Genomic DNA, 18,852 nt, shown 5'->3' on the forward strand with positions numbered 1-18,852 from the left:
TCTCGTGCATCCCCGTTTCGTCCGCGGCGCCGTGCGAACCGCTGCCGTCGCCGCTGCGGTAACCGGCACCCTCAGCTGGGCGTCGGCCGCGACGGCGCAGCCGTCCGAGCTGACCTCCTCGGCCTCCGCCGCGCCCGCAGAAACACCGGCCCCTGACGCGGGCGGCGTCGAGATCACCGTGAAGGACACGGCCGGGGATATGCTCCGCGACGCCGCGTTCCTGCTGCTCGACTCCGCCGGCCAGGAAGCCGGACGAGGCAAGACCGACACACAGGCGAAGCTGGCCTTCTCCGACCTCGCGCCGGGCATCTACCGGCTCAAGCAGACGGCTTCCGGTAGCCCGCTGCACGACGTCGTGGACGACCAGGACGTCATCGTCACTCCCGGTGCTGACACCTCGCTGACGATCATCGCCCCGTTCAAGTCCGCCTCCCTGTTGCTGAAGGCCAAGGACGACAAGACCAGCAAGCTGCTGGCCGGGTCCACGGTCAACATCGGCAGCGGCGACACGACCATCCTGACGCTGACTACCGGCTCCGAGGGAACGGCCAGCGGCACACTGCCCATCAACTCCCGCACCGGCAGCACCTTCTGGGTCAATCAGGTCAAGGCGCCCGCCGGCTACGCGATTTACACGTCCACGAAGAAGTTCAAAGCCAAGCCGGGCGACCCGGTGACCGTGACCATCACCAACGCCAAGAAGACCAGTGGCACGACCCCCGCCCCCACGTCATCCGAGAAGCTGATCAACACGGCGACCGCGCCCGGCGAGACGGCGAGTGGTAGCACGGTGGCCAGCGCGGCGGGCTCCCCGACGACGGGCGCCGACTCTTCTCCGACGGCCGATGTGTCCGGCGCCACCTCGAAGAGCGCTGTCGGCTCTCTCGCTCACACCGGTGCCGATGCCACTCCATGGCTGCTCGGCGGCGCCGGTGTCCTCCTTGCCGCTGGCAGTGAAACTGTCTTCGCCGTACGGCGCTGCCGTACCAAGGACGAGAGTGGAAGCGCCCAGGCCTGATCAAGATCGGATCTTCTCACCAGCCCCCGAATTCCCCATGCGGATTTCGGGGGTTTTGTCTGCCCGGCTGGCTGGGCAGATGGACAAGGTGCTCTGCTCGCTCGTCCAGTCCTCCCCGAAGAAAACCAGGGGCTGACTCACAGCATGTGGCGAGCGGAAACGCGGTGGTGGCTACCCGTATCCCTTGCCCAACTCCACTGCAGGAATGAGGATTTCAGCCGCGCAGCACTCATGGCATGCTGAAGCGCCAGGCCGCATCAATGCGTCCAGCGCCTCCAGCGTGCCCATTTCCTTGCCCCCACCGGTTGCTTCGGGGCAGACAGCGTCGTGCACGACCGTCCCTCCGCGACGTCGTGGATCAGGCCGTACCACCCACCCCGACGGCTGCGGGGGCGGCAGGGGCTCCGCAGGCCGATGCGTCGGCACGGCCGACAAGTCCACACCCCCGATCGGCTGCAACTCCCTGTCTGTAACCCACACGGAGTATTCGACGGCCTCGACGCCGCTCTCCGTTGCTGTCCATGCAGGAACCCCTACGCGGTAACGCCAGGGGTGTCCGTGTGTCGTACGAAGACGTTCATAGAGCCGCACCTCTACGGTCTGTGCGTCCGGCAAGGTCAGCGTGACCCTCGCGGGGACGCCGTCGGTGAGCGGCCGTTCTCCGGACGCGCTGTTCATCTACAGCACCCCGGACTCCAGCTCCCGTGCCCGCATCTGTAGGGCCACTCGCTGGTCCGAACCTGCCGTGCGCCAGTAGGGATGACACCACACCTGTACCGACAGCTGCAGCAGCCTCCGCCGCAGCGTCGTGGTCCTGCCGCTATGTGCCGGATCGGAATGCGTCCGATAGGTGTGGTTCCACGCGAGCTGCGCGGCGATCAGTTCCTCGGGGAATGCAGGGCATCGCATACCAGGTATTGCATCACGTGTTCGAATTATCCCGCATCTGACCAGGTCAGCTGTGACTCGCGGTGATAGCGGGCCACTCTCGTGCTACTTGTCAGCAGACGCACAGCTAGAGTTCGGCGATGCCGCCGAGCCGTGTTCCTCAGCCGGTTCCTGCAGCGGACACCTCGTTCGGCTGGCGTAGACGCCGCTGCGACTGATCCGGCACCTGCGCCAGCTTCTTGAGCGCGTTCGACTCGCTGTCCTGATCCATGAACCAATTCTCTCGGCCGGCCGCAGCCGTGCCCAGCGCGCTGCCGCGCTCCCTCCTGGGCTTGGTGAGCGGAACCAGGAACTTCCCTACAGCTCGCAGGCCACGCGGGTGCGTTGTCACAGCCAGGTGTGACCCTCATCGCGAAAGACCGGCCACGGCCGGTCGGAGGTTTCCGGGGACAGCAACAAGTGCCGGATCCCCGCTGCCCAGCAGTTCTGGTCCAGCAGTTCGATCAGGTAGCGATCCATTTCCGACCGCCTCAGCTGCAGAGTCCGGGACAGCTTGGCGGTAAGGCCGTTGGGAGCGCGCCACTCGGTCCCGCTGTACATCTCCATAACGACTTCGCCAGCCTTCACGTCCTCGGTTCCCGGTGGACGTACCCACTGTGTCGGGATCCCCCGGGAGGTCAGGTCTGCGGCCAGGGACGGGCCGGAGGTCTCCACCACGAAGGTCATGACGTCGCCGATGAGGCGCGCTGCGGCAACAGGGTTCAGGGGGTAGACGGCCCACGGGACGCGCAGCGGGTCGCGCGAGACGCTGTCCAGAGTCGTGGCGTGCATGTTCAAGTCGAGCCGGTAACCAATGCGTGCGCGCCGCCGTGCGGCGTCCCATTGGCGGGCCACCCGTTGCCGGAACCCCTGCGGCGTCCAGTCCTGGCTGATCACGCCGTGCAGGTCTACGGCGATCAAAGCACGGCTGCCGGGCACCTTGGCAGCGAAGATCCCGTCCCTGGTGGCGCGTTGGGTAGCGGTCTGCAACAGCTCCATGTGCGTCCGCAGCGGGGTGTCGATGTCGTGGAGCCGTTCTCCAGGGTTGTCCCCAGGCAACGCGGCTCCTGTCCTGACGGCCTCGTACGCGGTCTCGATCCGCTGCTCTTGGGAGCGATTGCGATACCTGTCGTTCGTCTTGATCTCATAGGTGTGCGGTCCGTCGTCCTGCCAGACCGTGATGTCGCCGATCCGAAGGCAGTTGGTCAGGTCGTGCATGAGTGCGAACTGGCCGTCGACGCGCCAACGCTCCTCCACGGTCGCCAGCTCCGTCTCCAGGCCGGCCTTGCCGGCCATGATTCCGGGCGCTGCGTTTCGGCACAGGGCCAGGATGTATCTGCGGTCGTGGTTGAAGGCCCGCCAGGCCAGTGCGTCGCCGATCGAGCGGAACTGCCGCGCTATGCGCTCGCACAGCTCGCGCTCGAAGATCCACGTCTCCATGTCGGACAGGTGCAGCCCTGACTGGGGCTCGGGTGCACCGGCTTGGGGGGCCTTTCCGGCGCGCATGCGCTTGACCGCCTTGCTGAAGGCGTTGCGGTGTTCCTCCACTTCGAGGAGGTGCCGAAGGAGGTCCTGTTGTAGTTCGTAGCCGTCCTGAGGGCTGCGGCAGGACCGTACGCGCTCGACCAACGGCACCAGGTCCACCTGTGCGGCCTGGTGCCGGGGGTGCGAGATCACCTCTTCGGGCTCAAAGCCCAGATCGAACAACTTCACCGGCACAGTGTCGTCCGAGCAAACCCCGGAACGAGACAGCTTTTCCCGTGCTCGCTATAGTGAGTTGCTGTGAGAGGGCGCGGCCCCACTGATTCCTTTGAGGCGAAGCTAGGCATCGGCGCCGAGGTCTTTACGCATGGCATCCCGAAGGGCCTGGTACGCCTGGTCATATCGATGCCGCCCAGCAACGTACTCGTCGCTGTCCCTGCTAAAACCGTCGGCAACCACGTCGCGCAGGTCACGTAGCCGTCGGAACGAATCGTCAGACTCCACGACCACGTAGAGCGGCGCGCAGATGGACAGCTCGTATCGCAGGTTTGTGCAGGCTTCGAATGGTTCCCACACCGCACGCCTGCGCTCCTCCGGTTCGCGCTCGGGCTCGCGAACGGCCATGCGGCAAGCGTGTCGAGCCGAGGCGAGAGCAGAGAGGTAGGAGACGTAGAGCGAACGTCGGCTTGCGGTGTGCTGATCGCCTCGTTCTCGTCTCCACCGGCGATGATCCAGGATTCCGGCCGATGCCGTCGCAATTCCTCCCCCGACGATAGTGCTTGCCAATGAGACCCATTCCATCGACACCCCCGGGAGCTGAGTTCCTGGCGCTCCAGCGTGCCCCTGCTGCCATGCGACGTCGAGGTGTTCGCGCTCATGCTGCCCTGACCTGGGTGTCTCGCCGATGCGTTGGTGAGTGAAAGTAACGCTGAGGCTGAACAGGTTGCGTCCCGCTGGGTGGTGTAGGGGCCTGGGGTTCGTGACTCCGCAGATCAGTTGGCCGACGCAGTCGCTTCGGCGCCGGATCGGGGAGCTGAAGCCCCGCGAGCAACACGCACTGTGGCCGGGTGACCCAGCTGGCAAGCGCCACCTCGGCTCTGAGCGGAGGCACACGCCGGTATGGCTACACCACTCGGTGGGACGCCACTGCTGTACAGCAGCGGAAAGCGGAGATCCCGCGGAAGGCCCGCTGACTCCGGTGGACTCGGTTCGGTGTCTGTAGGATCTCGCGGCTCGTGGTACTGGCCGTCCTTGCTGACCAGCAGCTCTTACGCTGTCTCAAGTTGATGGCACAGCCGGTCCGTCTCACGGCAAGGGCATTTCCTCAGGGTGTAGTCGGCCCGCCGGGACCGGTGGGCGGGAGGTCCAAGTTGGCGGGCTGAAGTCACGCCTGCGGGGTGGCGCGATCTGCTCCACCCCGAAACCTGGCCCTCTTCGCGAAGTGATCAGACCTTGGTCTTGCGCCACGGCGCGGCGGGGTCCGAGAGCGTGTCAAGGATCAGCTCGCACCAGGTCACGGCAGCATTGACCGTCAGGCGGGCATGACGCACTCCAAGCCCAGACGGTGCGCTCGCTTGACCGTGACCGCTGCCGAAGCCCTGGTTGCGCAGTTCGGCGACGCCGACTGCGATGTTCACCGAGCCCGAAAGGATTCTCTTCACGGCCTTACTGCCGTCGGGCCCATCAGGAGCCGAGCCAGCGTCGAGCTTCAGCGCCTTCTGGACCGTGCTGATCAGGGCTGGGAGCGCCGCGTTTCGGTCGACCTCGATGTTCAGCTCTCCAAGAGCGGTCTTCGCCGTTGCCTCGATGAGCTGCTTGGCCGCGCCGATGGCCCCATGGGGATCTGTGGTCAGGTCCCTCCGAATGCGCTCCAACTCGATCGTGATGCCGGAGGCGTCGCTCAGGGTGCTGAGGTCGCGGACCAGCACTGGCGGGTTGGACCAGGAGATCCTCCCCTCCTTATCGAGAGTGAAGCCGTCCCGCTCCAAGCGGACCCTGATGTCGTCAAGCCACTTCGGCGTTCCCTGATCGTCCGGGTTCCGGTACGCGCGGATGAAGTCCTCGAAGACCAGGAGTACACGCCGAACCTGGTTCGGATCCGACCAGTCCACGCCCTCCGCGTAGAGCATGAATTCAGTCCGCCGCTGGCCTGAGTCCTGGTACTTCAGTTCATCTGGCGGGATTGGCGCGAACCCGTGGTCCTCCCACAGTTCGGCGACAATCCGGATCGTCAGGTCCGTGGCCAGAGAGCGGAAGGCGTTGCGGGTCGCCGGGCTCACCAGCTCCCGCCGTGCGGTGACGGTCATGGTCTGAAGATAGGAGCAGACCCTGACACCGTCACTGTCTTTTCCCAAGGTGACGTCTGATCCATGCCGCGCCCGTCTGACCAACTAGTCTCTGGTTGCGGCTGATCGGCCACTGGGTGGCCGTTGGTCGTGAGCGGTCGGCTGTGTGGGGTGCCGTATGGAGGGGGACTGCCCCGATGCTCGACCGCAACATCGCGCTGAGCGGGGGCATCGCCCCGGCATTCCCTAACTCCAGCCAGATGTGCTCTCCGGGGCCTGACTTCGACCGCGCCATCCCCCCTGGCCGAGGTGATGTCAGGCGGCGCGCTTCACGTGGCGGACCAGCCACGTCAGGAGGGCATCCAGGTCGGCGGCAGCCGAGAGGACCCGTTCGACCGCCTCGGGAGTGTGCAGCCACTCCTCGCAGCCGAGGGGGCGGGCGGCGATCAGCGAACGGTGGCGCAGCAGGTCCATACGGGAGTGGTCCGTCGGATAGCCGCGCGGGGGGCGTTTCATCACGTCCCCGGAGATGTCGTAGCCCTTCTTCCGCACGGCCTCGACGATGGCGGACAGCTCGCGGCCGCTCCCCTCGGAGGTCACAGCTTTGCGGAACATGTCCACCTGGCCGGGATCGGGGTACCACCAGGCGCCCTGGATCCGCAGGCCGTCCAGGTCGAACCGGAGACCGATCTCGATCTTGCGGCCGAGTCGGATCACTGCACCCTGGTGCTGCCACCACCAGGAGTCGGTGCGGTAGTGCCAGACGGAGAAGTCCTCGTACCGGGGGTCGGCGTCCGCGACCTCGTTGAGCAGGGCGATCATCGGTTGCCGGACCAGGCGTTCGCGGTCCGCGCGGCAGAGCTCGCGGGTCGCGTGGGTCGGTTCACCCTGGAGCCGCCACAAGACATCCATGGCCTGCTCCGGCCAGCCGGTGAACTGTCCACGCATGCGCGGAGGATAGCTCACCCCACGATCCGCGTGCTCGGAGAGTGAAACAGGCGGGGAATAACCCCAGACAAGGTGGGAGGTGCTGAGGTGGGCCTCGCCGACCAGTTGGATGCGCCGTGCGCAGTGGGCGAGTTCGTCGAGGAGCACGGAGCGTGCAGTCGAAATGAAGCGGGTGGTGAGATTGTGCAGCCGAACTTGAGATCCCACAGTGTCAGCGGACGGCAGTTCGCCTGTGGCAGACAGGAAAGATCCGGCAAGGACTGGTGATCGCCGTGACGCCATGTCAACCTAAACGACCTTCCCTAAAACGCCAGGTCAGAGAGGTGATGCGGTGCCATTGGATGCGGATCAACCGGGATTCTCCACGACGGTTGCGGCCCTGCGGCTTCATTCCTGGAAGCTCGGCGCCGGCCAGCCGATGCAGGTGATCGACCAGTTCACGGAGGCCGACTTCACCCACATCGTGGACGACCGGGCCGATGTCCACATCGGCTCGCGCGACGGCCGGTTCTACCTCGGCTACTTCCCCAACGGCCGGCCCGGCGGTCCCGATGATGACCGGGCGACGGATAGGGGCTGGGTGATCGCCGTCACCGGCACTGCAAACGTCCCCGGCTACCGGATGTCCTTCGGGACGGAGACCCCAGCGGAGATCATTGCTGCTGTCGTGGCCCAGATCCTGGCCGCCTCCCGCCCCTGTGACTGACGCGTCCCTTCCCCTTCGTACGCCCCGCGTACCCTGCTTCCCCTCTCGCGGCCTCGCCCGCTACTGCTTGGAGAACACCTTGGACCCGCACCAGCGCGAAATGACCGTCGGTGACCTGCTCGACTTGCTGTCCGCGTACGACCGTGACACGCCCGTCCGCCTCGCCGTCAATCCCTTCTTCCCCATGGCCCACCGCCTGGGCGGTGTGGATTCGGTGGCGGACGAGCAGGGCCGACCGGTGGTCTACATCGCCGAGTCCCCAGAGGCCGAGCAGTTCGGCCCCCTGCCGCCAGCGGTGGCGGTCGCTCTGACCTGGCAGCCCCCGGCAGAGGGACCCGCGCGTCGCCGGCGCGGCGCAAGCGGGCCGCACACCGGCCAGTGATCCATCGAATCCACGGAGGCGCCCCTGCATCCGCACCACCCCATCGATCCCTCCCACCCCCGTTTGCCGGACCCGGTGTACTGGGTCACCCCGCGCCACCTGGCCGGCGATGACGACGCCCTCGCCGAGCGGATCGGCGACACCCTCAGCGGGCTCGGCTGGCGCATGTGGCCGACCTCCCGCAACACCCTGCTCTATATGAGTCCCGACGGTTTGCGCGGCGCCGAATGGATCCTCGCCGCCTACCCGTTCGAGCTGGGCGGGCTCCCCGTGGCCTGGCAGCTTTCGGCCCGCCCGCACACTGCCTCGGCCATGACCGAGTGGAACGCGTATTTCACTGCTGGCGTCCCGCACGAGGCGATAGCCGACCTCGTCCTCGCGCTCGACGCCCGCGAAGCGCCCGATGCCGGGTTCGAGGACGCGGAGACGGTGCTCACTGTGCTCAGCGCGTGTGGCTGGCTGCGCGACCTGGACCGTCCGCGTACGACCGCGACCGATCCCGGCTTCTCCGCCAGCATCTCGCTGGAGACGCTGCCGCCGCTTATCCAGGACGCCGACCCCAGGGACGACCTCCTGGGATGGCAGGCATGGGCGGAACCCGTGTTGGGAGCGCCGTACCTGTGGTGCGCGAGCTTCAGCGCCAGCGTCCCCCACGACCTGGTCGCGGCATTCGCCGCCTCCCTCGCCTCTCCGGTCCCCGTTGCCCGGCGCATTCTGCCCGACGGCGCTCAGGAACGGCTCACCGTCGTACGCCGCGACTGACGGCACGGCACCCCCTCACCATCCCGACCTTGACCTTGGAGGTCTGCTTGCCCCTGCCCTTGATCCGGCTGTCCATCTCGCCTACCACCGGGACTGCGCACCACGGCGTGATGCTTGGCACCGAGCCGTTGACGGTGTGCGCCACTCAGTCGACGGACCTTGCGCCGATCGGAGAGGACACGGCGCACTCCCTATGCCAGAGCTGCACGCGCGCCTTCCTGATCCTGACCACGGCGCCGCACCCCGGTGGTGAACCGGATCTCCGGCCCGCCGTCGGGACGGGTAAGGGGCCACTGCGCACAGGCCGATCCCGGGCCACCTGATGGGCTACTGCGGCAAGCCGCTCGATCCGCGCCCGATGTCCGCGCGGCGGAAGTGTGCGAACTGCACTGCGCTGGTTGCCGCTCTGACCTGCTTCGATCGCCTGGCGGGCGAGGTGCGCGTGCCTGCCGACGAGGTGTGCCCGCGCGAAGACGACGTGCTGTGGGCGCCCGGAGGCCGGGGCAACCTCGTCAGCGGTCACCGCCGCAACGCCGCCACCGGCAGTGCCCTGTGCGGCCTGCCGCTTTCCGCTCCGAACCTCGACGCCACCGTGGAGTGCACCCCCTGTTGCCGCGCTTGGAAGACCGAGCGCGAGCGACGGGCGACGGCGCTGGCCCGGATGCGGGCGCGGGCCCGCTGGTGGAAGCAGCGCCGGGAACTGAAGACCGTTCACGGACGTGCTGCGGATCTCAACTCCGGTGACGCCTATACCGTGTCCGGTTGCCTGGACCGGCATCACGTCCTGACCGTGACCCACCCCGCCCGGAGGCGACAGTTCACGATCCTCGCCTACGTGCCCGCCGACGACGAGATCGTGGAGCTGGGCCTCCACCCCGACCGGCTGCTCGCCATCGAACGGCCTCATACGCCGGAGGCGGGTATGCCCGCGCTGTCATGACCTCGTGCACGGGCCTGCTCGACCGTGCCGGGCCGTCCGCTGAGTTTCCCACTGCTTCAGGGCCCGCTCTCTCACCGTTGTCATGGTGAGAGAGCGGGCCCGCTTACGTTGCGTCGGGGTGTGGTGCCTTTCCCGTACGCCAGGTGCCCGGATGGCGCGGGCGTGTCAGCGGCACGAGGGCGGCAGGCGCGGTGCGAGCTGTTCGATGTAGTGCCGGATGTGGGGCGGCATCGGCTCGGGCAGTGCGTCGAGGGGAACAGGCGCAGGGCCTGGCCTTCGCCGAGGAGGAGTTCGCTCTCGGTGCGGTCCCAGGACACGGCGAACAGACGGGGCGGCGTCTTGCCCTTCTCGTAGGCGGTGACCGGTACTACTTCCTCGATCGCCTCCGGACGATGCCGGTCTCCTCCAGCAGTCCCGCAGGACCGTCTCGAGCGGAGTTGCGTCCGCCTCGGTCCTGCTGCCGGGAAGCGACCAGTGTCCCGGCCAGGCGATGCCGGCCTTCTCGTCCCGCAGTTGCAGTACGACCTCACGGCGCGGTGTGGTGACGAACGCAAAGCACCCGCGGGTCGTGGGACGCTTCACCACCGGGGTGACCTCCTTCGTACGGTGATGTGCTGATGGCCCACGACGGAGGGCCGGAGCCGCATCATGGCGCCGACGGGGCGTTCGGCGTCCGCCGACACGGTAGTGTCGGAGGGCGAACGCCCCGTCCTGCCCCGAACAGCAGGGGAGGGCGGGGCATGATCAAGTGCCGTGCGTCAGCGGGCCTGCGCTGCTTGGACGGCGTCGGCGAGGTGGGCGTCGACGAGAGCGAGAGACCCGGAGACGATCACCAGGACGTTGCCGCTGCGGATCGCCGTCTGCTTGACGACGCTGCTCTGCCCGCCGGCGGAGTAGGTGAGCAGCTGGCTCCACCGCTCGTCACCCAGCTGAGGGGCACTCGTCTTCGTGGTGACCATGTCGATGACGGTGCTGCCCGACACCACCTGGTAGGTGGGGCAGGAGAGCATCGCGTCGAAGACCGTGCCGATGCCCTTGGACAGCTTCGCCGCGCTGTCGCTGTAGAGCTCCTCGGACAGCTCGGAGCTGCTGCTGCCGGCGTAGGTGAAGGACACCTTGGCCCTGCGGGGCAATTCGAGGTTGGTGCTGGTGGCTGTGTTGCCGCCGAGCTCGGCCAGTGCCGGGCAGCCGATCACGGTGACGTCGTCGTGCCGGACGGCGGGCTGCGGAGTGCGGGTGTAGCCCTCGCCCAGGTCGCTCTCGCTCAGCAGCCGCGTCTTCAGCTCGGCCGAGGACAGCGGCGCGGATGCCTCCGCCGTGCCGTCCTGGTGCGCGGACGTGGAAGACGAGGTGGAGTGACGGTGGTGGCGGGCTCGGTGCGGGTGGAGCAGTCGGCCAGGGCAAGGACGGTGAGCGCGCTCAGGCCGAGGGCGGTCGTGGTGGACAGGCGCATGCGGAAACCCCTTGTGGTGCGGGACGGATGGTCTGACCGGGCCGGCTCTTCGGGCGCCGACGAACGCAGGGGCAGGGGAAGGGGTTTCGCGGGTTTCAGTGGCCGAGGTGGCGCAGGCCCTCTTCGAGGGTGGGGTGGAAGCGGTCGACCGGACCGGAGTTGTGGTTGTACCAGGCGGTGTCCAGGCGCGGCTCTTTCGTCTCGTGGCCAGCTGGGCAGCGCAGCCACACCGAGTCGTCGCGCATGTTGAAGACGATCCAGTTCCGGTACGCACCGCAGTGGCACTGGTGGATGTCCCCGTCGATGACGAGCGGCCGGTCCCAGCGCATCATGAACCCCGAGACGTCCTGGCGGACCGGCGCCCGGAACTCCGGCGGCAGGAAGTCCGGCACCATGGTCTCCGGGCCAGCCGGGCCTGGTGCGTCGGTCAGCGGCCACTCCGTGTGCATCGCCAGCAGTGCCTGGCCGGCACGCTGTGCTTCACGGAAGTCTCTCTCCGCACGGGTACGTCGGAACATGCGGTCTCCATCTCTGTCGTCTCACCTGCACGAGGAGAGTGCCGCAAGTCCCTGACCTGCTGCAACTCTAGAATTGTTGAATTCAGCGGGTGTTGCCGGATTGGTCCTTTCCCTTCGCGTTGCGCTGCGCGGTTTCGCGGGTGGCGGTGCGCGCGGGGGTGGTGTGCGGTGGCATGGAGGAGGCGTCCGCGGGCAGATCGGCCATCCGCCGCAGCCGCCACACGAGGACGTCGCTGATCGAGTCGGCGGTGTCCAGCTCCCGGCGGGCGGCGGCTTGGGCCAGGAGCGCGGCCGGGTCGTGACCGGCGCTCTCGACGTCGGCGAGGGTGGCGGCCAGCGCGTACCAGCCCGGCTCGGCCAGGACCTGCTCGGCCAGCTCCGGCACCGCCCGGCGCAGGGAGGCGGCCTGTTTGCGCAGCAGGGGCTGGGACAGGCGATGGCCGCGCTGGTGCATGACGCCCAGGAATACGGGGGCGGCGGCCTGGTAGGCGGCGCGCAGCTGTTCGGCAGCCTCGCGGGCAGCAGCGGCCTGCTGGGCGTGCTCCTTCATCCCGTGCCAGTGGGCGGCGGCGGTGACCAGGAAGAACAACATGTCGATCAGCATGGCGGTGGTGGCGCCGTCCTCCCCACGGCCGAGCGCCGGCCCGCCGTGGAGGAGGTCACGGGCGGCCCGCCGCAGACCGTGGGCGTGGCCTCGCTGGGCCCGGATGTGGGAGCGCGTGGCCCGCTCGAACACGAAGGCGGCGTCGCGCAGTTCGCGCCGGGTGTGCGCAGCCGAGGTCTTGGCCAACGCGTCGAGGACCTCGCCGGCCGCGGCGAGCTGCGCGGCGATCTGCCCGTCGTCGCCCTGGTCGAGGACGAGCACGGCCTGCCACACCGCCCGTGTCGCCTGGCGGCGCGCGGTCGACGGGCTGATACGGGCGGAGCCGGAGGAAGGTTCGGTGGCGGCGTCACGGTCAGGTTCGGAAGCCTTGGCGGCCCACCGTTCGCGGATCTTGGGGAGGGAGAGGTCGGGGGCGAGGGTGGAGCCCGAGTAGTAGATCGGCTCCTGGTTCTCGTTGCGGTCGTCGGGCAGCGCGACCTTGTAGCCGAGCAGATCGCCGGAGGGCGCGACGCGCTGGTGGATCAGGAGGCCGGCGGCGGCCAGGCGGTCGAAGAACTCCTGCTCGCCGACGACGCCGGCGGCGGCGCGGCGTACTCTCTCACGCAGTTCCTCGCGTGGGGTTCGTTCTCTGCGCTGGCGGTTCGCCTTGTGGCGTTCGGCGCTGGTGGGGCGCTTGGCGGCGGTTTTGTCGCCGGTGTTCAACCGGCGTAGCCCGTAGTCGACTTCGATCTTCCGGGCTTCCGCTTGGGAGCGGGCGCCATCGTGGCGGATGCGGGCTCGGCGGCCGTCCTGGCGGACGACGGTGGCGATGATGTGGATGTGGTCGTCGGCGTGGCGGACGGCCACCCAGCGGCAGGCAGCCTCGTCGCCTTCGGGGGCGATTCCGGTGGCAGCGACCATGCGGCGGGCGATGTCCGCCCACTGCTCGTCGGTGAGGATCGGGTCTTCGGGCGCAGCGCGCACGGACAGGTGCCATACGTGCTCGGCGGGCCTGGTGCTTTCGGACAGGGCCATGACGGGCTGGTCCAGCAGTCGCTGCAGGTCGCGCTGGGTCGCCTTGGGGCCGCGGCCGGGGTCGGGGGCCAGACGGTCCCACGCGGCGACGAGGTGGGGGTCGACGTGCTCCTCTGCCCTGCCGGGACCGTACAGGTATTCCAGCAGGCCGTAGGTGTCATTGCCCATGTCGTGGACTCTGGGGATCATGCGGCAGGACGCTCGCCATCCAGGTAGCGCTGGACGTAGGCGTCCACACGCAGGGAGACCCGGTCGACACCAGCGAGGACCGCCTTGGCCTGCGGTGCGGGCTCGTCCGAATTCAGTGCTGCAGCAACCTGGTTGAGGTTGTTTCCGATCCGGTTGAGTGCGGTTCTCAGGGCGAACAGCTCGTTCAGCATCTCGCGTTCGCCCGCGATTTCCGCGGCGGTGAGGTCGAGGTTGCGGGCGGCTTTGAGCGCGGCGCGGGCGAGGTAGTTGGCGACGCTCATGTTGCAGGCGGCTGCGGCGCGGACTAGGAGGTGGTATTCGGCGTCGTTCATGCGGCAGCTCGGCTGGTGTATGCGCTTCTTCTCGTTGCGCAGGCGCTCACGCTGCTGGACGCGAGGCTTCGGCGGTCTGGCGTGGGCGCAGTCGCTGCTGTGGCAGGAGTGGCTGTCCCCTTCGTCAGGATGCGGTCCGCCCTCGGCCGCATCCTGACGGATCGGCGCCCCCCGGTGCCGATCCGCTCCCGCCACCCCTGGGGCGGGAGACGCAAGAGCATTGCTCCCAGCGGGAGCAATGCTCATGCACCAACTTGCTCCCGCTGAACTGGAGTTGGCTTCCGCCTCACCTGCTGTGGGGGTGGGAGGCGTCGTAGGATCTGTCATCGGATGCGGTTCCTCCTGGTGCGGATGCGGTGCTGGATGTCGGCGGCGAAATCGACCATGGCGGCCGGGCCGTCGAGGAGCTGGACGGGGGATGCGGGACGGTGCTGGACGAGCCACTGGCCGTGCGGCGGGAGCACGGCGGCGTGCAGGAACACGGGCAGGAATGGCGGGTTCGTCCAGCGAGGTCGTGGCCTGGTCCGGCCGAGGCCAGGCCACCGGAAAGATCGGTGGAAGCAGGCGTTTGACCTGCTGGTTTACGAAAGTCAGCCGCACTCGTGGCAGCGATCGAGGTGCTGGTTCAAGGCCCCCGCCATGTTCCGCTTCACCACGACGGCGTTCCTCGCGCTGGTCCTCACCGACGCGGAGCCCCGGGAGCGCTTGACATGACTGCTCAGGCGGCGGATTTCCTGCTCGAAGCCGGACTTGATGTACGCGAAGCGCCGGCAGTTCTTCATCGAGCCGTACTCCGTGCCGTCGTGGTGCCCGCGTCGGTGCGGAGCTGCTGCAGAACCGGCGTCAGATCCTCGTTCCGCCCGCCCCGGATCTTCTGGGCGCGCAGGATTTCCCGGAGCTGAACCCGGGTCAGGGACTCGTTCCCGTCACGCTTGAGCAGCGCGGGCACGTGGGGACGGACCCGCTCAACCATCTCCTCGACGCTCAGCTTCGGCTGCCTCCGGGACCGGGTGGACTGACCGCCGCCCGGCCGGTTCCGGGGTGCCCTCGCCTTCGGCGCCCGCTGTACGGGGACGGTGCGGGGACGGTCCCCGTCGGGTTCCGTCCCCGTTTCGGAGTCGGGGCGTTCGCGGTCCCCGTCGTGGTCGGGGACTCTGTGGGGACGGTCCCTATTGGCCTCGGTCCCCGTTTCGGTGCCGGGGTGTTCGCGGTCCCCGTCCCCGGTGGAACAGGACACCGAGGATCCTCCTGCGCCCCCCTGAACAGCGGCTTCGTCCACTCCATCGGCAAGGCCGCTCGCCTCGTCATTGGGCTCTTCGGCTCCGGCGGGCACGGTCTCCCGGTCCCCGACCGCCGCCTCCTGGCCGTCGCGCAGCGCGACCGAGCCGGACTCGGCGGCTGGGTCCTCGTCGCCGACCGAGACCGGATGGGGACGGGGACCGTCGGGCCCGTGTCCCGTCCCCGGTTCCGTACGGTTCCCGTCTGCCCGGTCCCCAATCGATGTGGTGCTTCGGGGACCGTCGCCGGGGACCGCGCTCATCCATGCACTCACATGCGTCCCGTTCGCCGACGGAGTCGTGATCGACGGAGGGAGAGGGGACCGTTCCCCGCGACCGGCGTCCTCGTCGCGCGAGGGCTGAATCCAGGGCGACGGCAGAACCACGGTGGCGAGCTCCGTCGCGTGCCGGCGGGCGGCCAGCTGCTCCAGAAGCGCACGCCGCTGGGCTGGATCGGTGCCGGCACCGGATCGTGCGAGAGCCGACTGAAGCCGACGCGTGATCCGGTTGCCACGGCCCTTCTCACGCTCTTCCTCGGGCATCCCGGCCAACTGGGAGGCGAGGGCCACTGCCCGCCGGGTCGCGCGGTCCTTGGTGATCTGCGCGGCATCGCGGTTGCGGGTCGCGACGCCGAGGCGGGAGAGGAGCCGCTCCCGCACTTCACGTCCGAGAGTTGCCAGGAGTCCTTGGGAGGTGGCGTCTGGCTTGTGCAGTCTCAGCTCGATGCCCATGGCCAGGTGCCACAGCACGGCCGCCATGACTGGGCCGACGAAGGCCCGCACGGTGCCGCCCACTGTGCCTGACTCGGCGTATGCCGGGATGACCTGCACCCCGGTGATCACCCAGACTACGCCGCCCGGCAGGCCGGGTGCTCCCTGCGTCTTCAGGTTCTGCCGGGCCATCAGCGCCGTAGCGAACAGTGCTAGTTCGGCCGCACTGAACATCATCGCCCGCTCCACCGTGCCGGCGATGTCGAGGTAGTCGGCGGCAAAGCGCCAGCTGGTGTCGGCGCTGTAGGCGGTGCAGTTGAGGGCGGCGAGGGCCGAGACCCAGACTGCGGGGGTGCCGGCGCGCGGGCCGCCCGCCCGGGTCCGGTGACGCCGGATCGACCATCCGGCCAGCACGAGGGCGAGCACACCGGCGGCTGCGACGAGGTTGACGGGCTCGATGCCGAAGGGGAGGGAGGGCATGGCGAGGGGGTGAGTCATGCTGCCTTTCGGAGAGCGGCGATCAGGGCGTGGGTCTGCGCCTGGCGGGGCACCTGCACCGGCGAGACAGCCGCTCCGGCGTCCTCGTCCTCGGTGTACTCGCCGTCGGCCGGGTCGGCTTGCCCCCAGTAGCGGTCTCGGTCGGCAACGGCATGGGCCGCGTTGCGCATCAGGTCGCGCGCCCAGTCGAGATCGAGCCGAAGTGCGTAGGCGAGCCGCTCGGGGCTCCAGCCGCGGACGTAGGCGTGACGGGTGACGGCATCGCGCTCGGCGTCGCTGAGGTGGACGTCGCGGCCCTCGAACGCGGCCTTGACTCGGGCGTAATCCAGACGCTTGTTGACTCGGGCGTGCCAGGGGCGGCGTTCGTCCTCGGTGAGCCCGCCCCACATGCCCTGGCGGATCTCGTTGTCGAGGGCGTAGTCGAAGCACGCCTTCTTCACCGGGCAGCTGCCGCAGATCGCCTTGGCCGTATCGATGGCCGCGCGGTCGCGGGCCGCAGGGAAGAACAACTCGTCGGTCTCCTTGGCCGGCAGGCCGTGGCACTGGCCCCTCTCCTGCCAGCTGTGGTCGGCGATACCGCGGATTGTGGGGGTGGGCGTGTCGTTGGTGGTGATGTGGCGCAAGGCAGTCTCCGGAAGGCGCCTCGGATTGCAAGGGTCGCTCGGCCCCGGTGGGGGTTCAGGGTGCCGAGGGCGCTTCGAGGCGGGCTCGGGGTACGGGGGTGGGGGGCCGTACCGCAGGCGGAACGTTGTGGTGGAGAAGCAGGCTGCGGTCAGGCGGCGGATGCCTGCTGGTTCTGGGCGGCCAGGGCTCGGTCGATGCGGCCGGGGTGAGCCGTGGCGCGCGGTGAGTTACCCCGCGCGGTGCCGTCGAGGCTGATGCGACGACGACGGCAGGGCTCACCCTTCTCGGCGTGACACCAGTCGCACGGCACGCCGAGGACGTCGGGGCCTCCGGCGGCGATGGCGGCTTCGCGGGCGGCGCGGGCCGGGCGGTACGGGGCCAACTCGGCACGTACTGCGGCCGGGATGTAGGAGCCCACGGCGGCCAACTGATCCTTGAGCCCCGGACGGTGTTGCCCGGCGGTGATCCCGCGATGCGCCGAGGGCGCGGCCTGCCCGGCGGCCACTGCATCGCGCGCCGCGAGCAGCTCCGCCCGCCAGGCTTCTGGGTTGTCCGGGTCGGCCATCGGGGTCGGGTCGGTGTGGCGGGCCAGACGCTCGCGGCGGTGCACCTGCCATTCGCGAGCCACATCGGCCGGCAGAATCGGATACGGCGAACTCACGATGCGTTTGCGGACGATCTCGCGGACGTCCCAGCCCTGGCCGGTGGCCATCGGGACATCGTTGAGCAGCTCGTGCCACATGGCGAGTTGGTCGCGGGCCTCGCCCGCGTCGGTGCGGATGGTGCGCGGGTCCAGGCGGCCGACGTAGGTGAGCACGGCAGCAACTTCACGGCGGTCCAAGGTAGTTACTCCGTTCCGGTCGGTTCGTCGACGGCGGCGAGCAGGGCGGCCATGTGTGCCTCGGTGCGAGTCATGCCGGTCTGCGGCGGGGGAGTACCGCCCGGCAGGGCGTAGAGGTTCGGGCGTTGGGGGGTGGGGCTGTGCTCGCGGGCGATCCAGGACCGCCAGTCGGCAGCCCAGGCTGCGGCGGAGCGAGGGCTCCGATCGGCACGGTGGTGGCGCCACTTCGCGTCAGAGGCCTGGAGACCGTGCTCGCCGAGACGTGCGAGATGTCCCTGCTGCTGGGCCCAGGACAGGCATGCGTCATCGACCTGCCAGTCCGCAGCGGAGGTGAGACCGGCAGCACCATTGCTGCTGTCCTTACGGTTCACCTTCGGTTCACTACGGTTCTGGGGGTCAGAATCTGACCCGGGCAGGGGTCGGGATCTGACCCGGGGAGGGGTCAGGTTCTGACGAGGGGGTGCAGATTCTGACCCGGTCAGATCCTGACGAGGGGGGTCGGATTCCGACCGGGTCTTGGGCCAGATGCCGTGCCTGCGCAGCCGCTCGATGTCCACCTCGGGCACCGGATCGGACGCAGCCGGGGGCTCGACATAAGCCTCGGGATCGTCCTTGCGGGCCGCCGCGACCTTGGCCAGCCACGCGGCGGCTTGGGGCAGCCGGTAGACCGTGCTGTGCTGCGGGCCGTCGAGGTCGTCGAGCACCTCCAGCTCGCCGGCGACGGCCAGCGCCATGATGGCGGCGCGCACGGCGTTGCGGCTGGCGTTCGTACGCCTCATGAGCGAGGTGAGGGACGCCCAGGCGACGCACTGTTCGTCGGGGATCCGGTCGGCGATCGACAGCAGGACCAGGCGCGCGTTTCCACGGCTGGCGCTGTGCTCCCACGCCCATTCGCGGGTGTCCCGGCTCACTGGGCCACCGTCCCGACGGGACGGGTGCCGGGGGCCGGCGGCAGAGCGAGGGCATCGGGCAACCAGTGCGCGGCCAGGGAACCGGGCGGTGATGCGAGGACGGCTGCCGCGCAAGCCGGGGATACCGGCCCTTTGCGCAGGGCAGGCGGCATGTGGGATTCTCCTCCGTGGTGAAACCCGCGCCGGTGTGCCTCGTAGGAAAGGACCGGTGCGGTGAAGGTGGGTAAATCTCCGCCCTTGCCGGGGCAGGAGTACCAGTTGGCGTTCGGCGTCCGGGAGTTACCGCTCCCTGGGCGCCGTCGCTGTGTTCCGAGCTATCTCACCCGACTGGATCGTGCGTTCCGAATGTGGCTCCTGTCGTCGTCTGCCGCCGGGCGGGGGGCCCGGCGAGGGACGACGAACATATGCAGGACCAGCGGCAAGATCCAGAC

General features: G+C 68.8%; 20 protein-coding genes. 5 read left to right on the forward strand and 15 right to left on the reverse strand.

The features are described 5' to 3' along the window. Positions 1-4: 4 nt before the first annotated feature. Positions 5-1,018 (forward strand): SpaA isopeptide-forming pilin-related protein, encoded by a 1,014-nt coding sequence (locus tag ABZ887_RS01555; protein WP_361281678.1) that lies wholly within the window; start codon positions 5-7, stop codon positions 1,016-1,018. A 171-nt stretch (positions 1,019-1,189) separates the two neighbouring features. Here the strand turns inward: ABZ887_RS01555 and ABZ887_RS01560 are convergent, their stop codons facing one another. The 5 genes from ABZ887_RS01560 to ABZ887_RS01580 form a co-directional block, all read right to left on the reverse strand. Further along, entirely contained in the window at positions 1,190-1,696 is a 507-nt protein-coding gene (locus ABZ887_RS01560) for a DUF6233 domain-containing protein (protein WP_361281680.1), read from the reverse strand. Positions 1,697-2,293: 597 nt separating this feature from the next. Then, a complete protein-coding gene (locus ABZ887_RS01565; RefSeq protein ID WP_361281682.1) occupies positions 2,294-3,658 on the reverse strand; it encodes a hypothetical protein in 1,365 nt (454 codons plus the stop codon). A gap of 108 nt (positions 3,659-3,766) precedes the next feature. Further along, positions 3,767-4,051 carry a hypothetical protein gene (locus tag ABZ887_RS01570; RefSeq protein ID WP_361281684.1) on the reverse strand — a complete coding sequence of 95 codons (285 nt, stop codon included), beginning with the start codon at positions 4,049-4,051 and terminating at the stop codon, positions 3,767-3,769. An 821-nt stretch (positions 4,052-4,872) separates the two neighbouring features. Further along, the gene (locus ABZ887_RS01575) at positions 4,873-5,733 is read right to left on the reverse strand and encodes an abortive infection family protein (RefSeq protein ID WP_361281687.1); all 861 of its coding nucleotides are present in this window, start codon (positions 5,731-5,733) and stop codon (positions 4,873-4,875) included. A 294-nt stretch (positions 5,734-6,027) separates the two neighbouring features. Continuing rightward, positions 6,028-6,660: a DUF2461 family protein gene (locus ABZ887_RS01580; RefSeq protein WP_361281690.1), complete on the reverse strand. Its 633-nt coding sequence runs from the start codon at positions 6,658-6,660 to the stop codon at positions 6,028-6,030. A 331-nt stretch (positions 6,661-6,991) separates the two neighbouring features. Here ABZ887_RS01580 and ABZ887_RS01585 point away from each other — a divergent pair, with 331 nt between their 5' ends. The 4 genes from ABZ887_RS01585 to ABZ887_RS01600 all read left to right on the forward strand — a co-directional run bounded on the left by ABZ887_RS01585 (position 6,992) and on the right by ABZ887_RS01600 (position 9,450). Then, positions 6,992-7,366, forward strand: coding sequence for a DUF317 domain-containing protein (locus tag ABZ887_RS01585; protein ID WP_361281692.1), 375 nt, complete (start codon positions 6,992-6,994; stop codon positions 7,364-7,366). A 100-nt stretch (positions 7,367-7,466) separates the two neighbouring features. Then, a complete protein-coding gene (locus tag ABZ887_RS01590; protein WP_361281695.1) occupies positions 7,467-7,748 on the forward strand; it encodes a hypothetical protein in 282 nt (93 codons plus the stop codon). Positions 7,749-7,823: 75 nt separating this feature from the next. Next, positions 7,824-8,510 carry a DUF317 domain-containing protein gene (locus tag ABZ887_RS01595; protein WP_361282418.1) on the forward strand — a complete coding sequence of 229 codons (687 nt, stop codon included), beginning with the start codon at positions 7,824-7,826 and terminating at the stop codon, positions 8,508-8,510. A gap of 322 nt (positions 8,511-8,832) precedes the next feature. Further along, positions 8,833-9,450 carry a hypothetical protein gene (locus ABZ887_RS01600; protein ID WP_361281697.1) on the forward strand — a complete coding sequence of 206 codons (618 nt, stop codon included), beginning with the start codon at positions 8,833-8,835 and terminating at the stop codon, positions 9,448-9,450. A gap of 758 nt (positions 9,451-10,208) precedes the next feature. Here ABZ887_RS01600 and ABZ887_RS01605 read toward each other — a convergent pair. From ABZ887_RS01605 to ABZ887_RS01650, 10 genes are all read right to left on the reverse strand, one after another. Beyond that, positions 10,209-10,646, reverse strand: coding sequence for a hypothetical protein (locus ABZ887_RS01605; protein WP_361281699.1), 438 nt, complete (start codon positions 10,644-10,646; stop codon positions 10,209-10,211). A gap of 352 nt (positions 10,647-10,998) precedes the next feature. Then, positions 10,999-11,421: a hypothetical protein gene (locus tag ABZ887_RS01610; RefSeq protein ID WP_361281702.1), complete on the reverse strand. Its 423-nt coding sequence runs from the start codon at positions 11,419-11,421 to the stop codon at positions 10,999-11,001. 82 nt (positions 11,422-11,503) lie between these two features. Next, positions 11,504-13,228 carry a relaxase/mobilization nuclease domain-containing protein gene (locus ABZ887_RS01615; RefSeq protein WP_361281704.1) on the reverse strand — a complete coding sequence of 575 codons (1,725 nt, stop codon included), beginning with the start codon at positions 13,226-13,228 and terminating at the stop codon, positions 11,504-11,506. After that, a complete protein-coding gene (gene mobC, locus ABZ887_RS01620; protein ID WP_361281706.1) occupies positions 13,225-13,560 on the reverse strand; it encodes a plasmid mobilization relaxosome protein MobC in 336 nt (111 codons plus the stop codon). Before mobC ends, ABZ887_RS01615 begins: the two co-directional genes overlap by 4 nt. 323 nt (positions 13,561-13,883) lie before the next feature. Then, the gene (locus tag ABZ887_RS01625) at positions 13,884-14,042 is read right to left on the reverse strand and encodes a hypothetical protein (RefSeq protein ID WP_361281708.1); all 159 of its coding nucleotides are present in this window, start codon (positions 14,040-14,042) and stop codon (positions 13,884-13,886) included. Positions 14,043-14,150: 108 nt separating this feature from the next. Continuing rightward, complete coding sequence (locus tag ABZ887_RS01630) at positions 14,151-14,342, reverse strand: hypothetical protein (RefSeq protein WP_361281710.1); 192 nt, start codon at positions 14,340-14,342, stop codon at positions 14,151-14,153. Next, positions 14,339-16,045: a hypothetical protein gene (locus ABZ887_RS01635; RefSeq protein WP_361281713.1), complete on the reverse strand. Its 1,707-nt coding sequence runs from the start codon at positions 16,043-16,045 to the stop codon at positions 14,339-14,341. The genes ABZ887_RS01630 and ABZ887_RS01635 overlap by 4 nt, the downstream gene beginning before the upstream one ends. Beyond that, positions 16,042-16,668, reverse strand: coding sequence for a WhiB family transcriptional regulator (locus ABZ887_RS01640; RefSeq protein WP_361281715.1), 627 nt, complete (start codon positions 16,666-16,668; stop codon positions 16,042-16,044). The genes ABZ887_RS01635 and ABZ887_RS01640 overlap by 4 nt, the downstream gene beginning before the upstream one ends. Positions 16,669-16,817: 149 nt before the next feature. Beyond that, positions 16,818-17,510 (reverse strand): hypothetical protein, encoded by a 693-nt coding sequence (locus ABZ887_RS01645; RefSeq protein ID WP_361281718.1) that lies wholly within the window; start codon positions 17,508-17,510, stop codon positions 16,818-16,820. A 5-nt stretch (positions 17,511-17,515) separates the two neighbouring features. Beyond that, positions 17,516-18,421, reverse strand: a complete 906-nt coding sequence (locus tag ABZ887_RS01650) for a helix-turn-helix domain-containing protein (RefSeq protein ID WP_361281720.1) — start codon at positions 18,419-18,421, stop codon at positions 17,516-17,518. Between the last annotated feature and the right edge of the window lie 431 nt (positions 18,422-18,852).

It is taken from the genome of Streptomyces sp. NPDC047061 (assembly GCF_040643955.1).
GTDB lineage: Bacteria > Actinomycetota > Actinomycetes > Streptomycetales > Streptomycetaceae > Streptomyces.

Coding starts and splice junctions, on each gene's coding strand:
- ABZ887_RS01560 (WP_361281680.1), bottom strand. CDS start 1,696: ATGAACAGCGCGTCCGGAGAACGGCCGCTCACCGACGGCGTCCCCGCG.
- ABZ887_RS01570 (WP_361281684.1), bottom strand. CDS start 4,051: ATGGCCGTTCGCGAGCCCGAGCGCGAACCGGAGGAGCGCAGGCGTGCG.
- ABZ887_RS01575 (WP_361281687.1), bottom strand. CDS start 5,733: ATGACCGTCACCGCACGGCGGGAGCTGGTGAGCCCGGCGACCCGCAAC.
- ABZ887_RS01580 (WP_361281690.1), bottom strand. CDS start 6,660: ATGCGTGGACAGTTCACCGGCTGGCCGGAGCAGGCCATGGATGTCTTG.
- ABZ887_RS01590 (WP_361281695.1), top strand. CDS start 7,467: ATGACCGTCGGTGACCTGCTCGACTTGCTGTCCGCGTACGACCGTGAC.
- ABZ887_RS01600 (WP_361281697.1), top strand. CDS start 8,833: ATGGGCTACTGCGGCAAGCCGCTCGATCCGCGCCCGATGTCCGCGCGG.
- ABZ887_RS01610 (WP_361281702.1), bottom strand. CDS start 11,421: ATGTTCCGACGTACCCGTGCGGAGAGAGACTTCCGTGAAGCACAGCGT.
- ABZ887_RS01615 (WP_361281704.1), bottom strand. CDS start 13,228: ATGATCCCCAGAGTCCACGACATGGGCAATGACACCTACGGCCTGCTG.
- mobC (WP_361281706.1), bottom strand. CDS start 13,560: ATGAACGACGCCGAATACCACCTCCTAGTCCGCGCCGCAGCCGCCTGC.
- ABZ887_RS01630 (WP_361281710.1), bottom strand. CDS start 14,342: ATGAAGAACTGCCGGCGCTTCGCGTACATCAAGTCCGGCTTCGAGCAG.
- ABZ887_RS01635 (WP_361281713.1), bottom strand. CDS start 16,045: ATGACTCACCCCCTCGCCATGCCCTCCCTCCCCTTCGGCATCGAGCCC.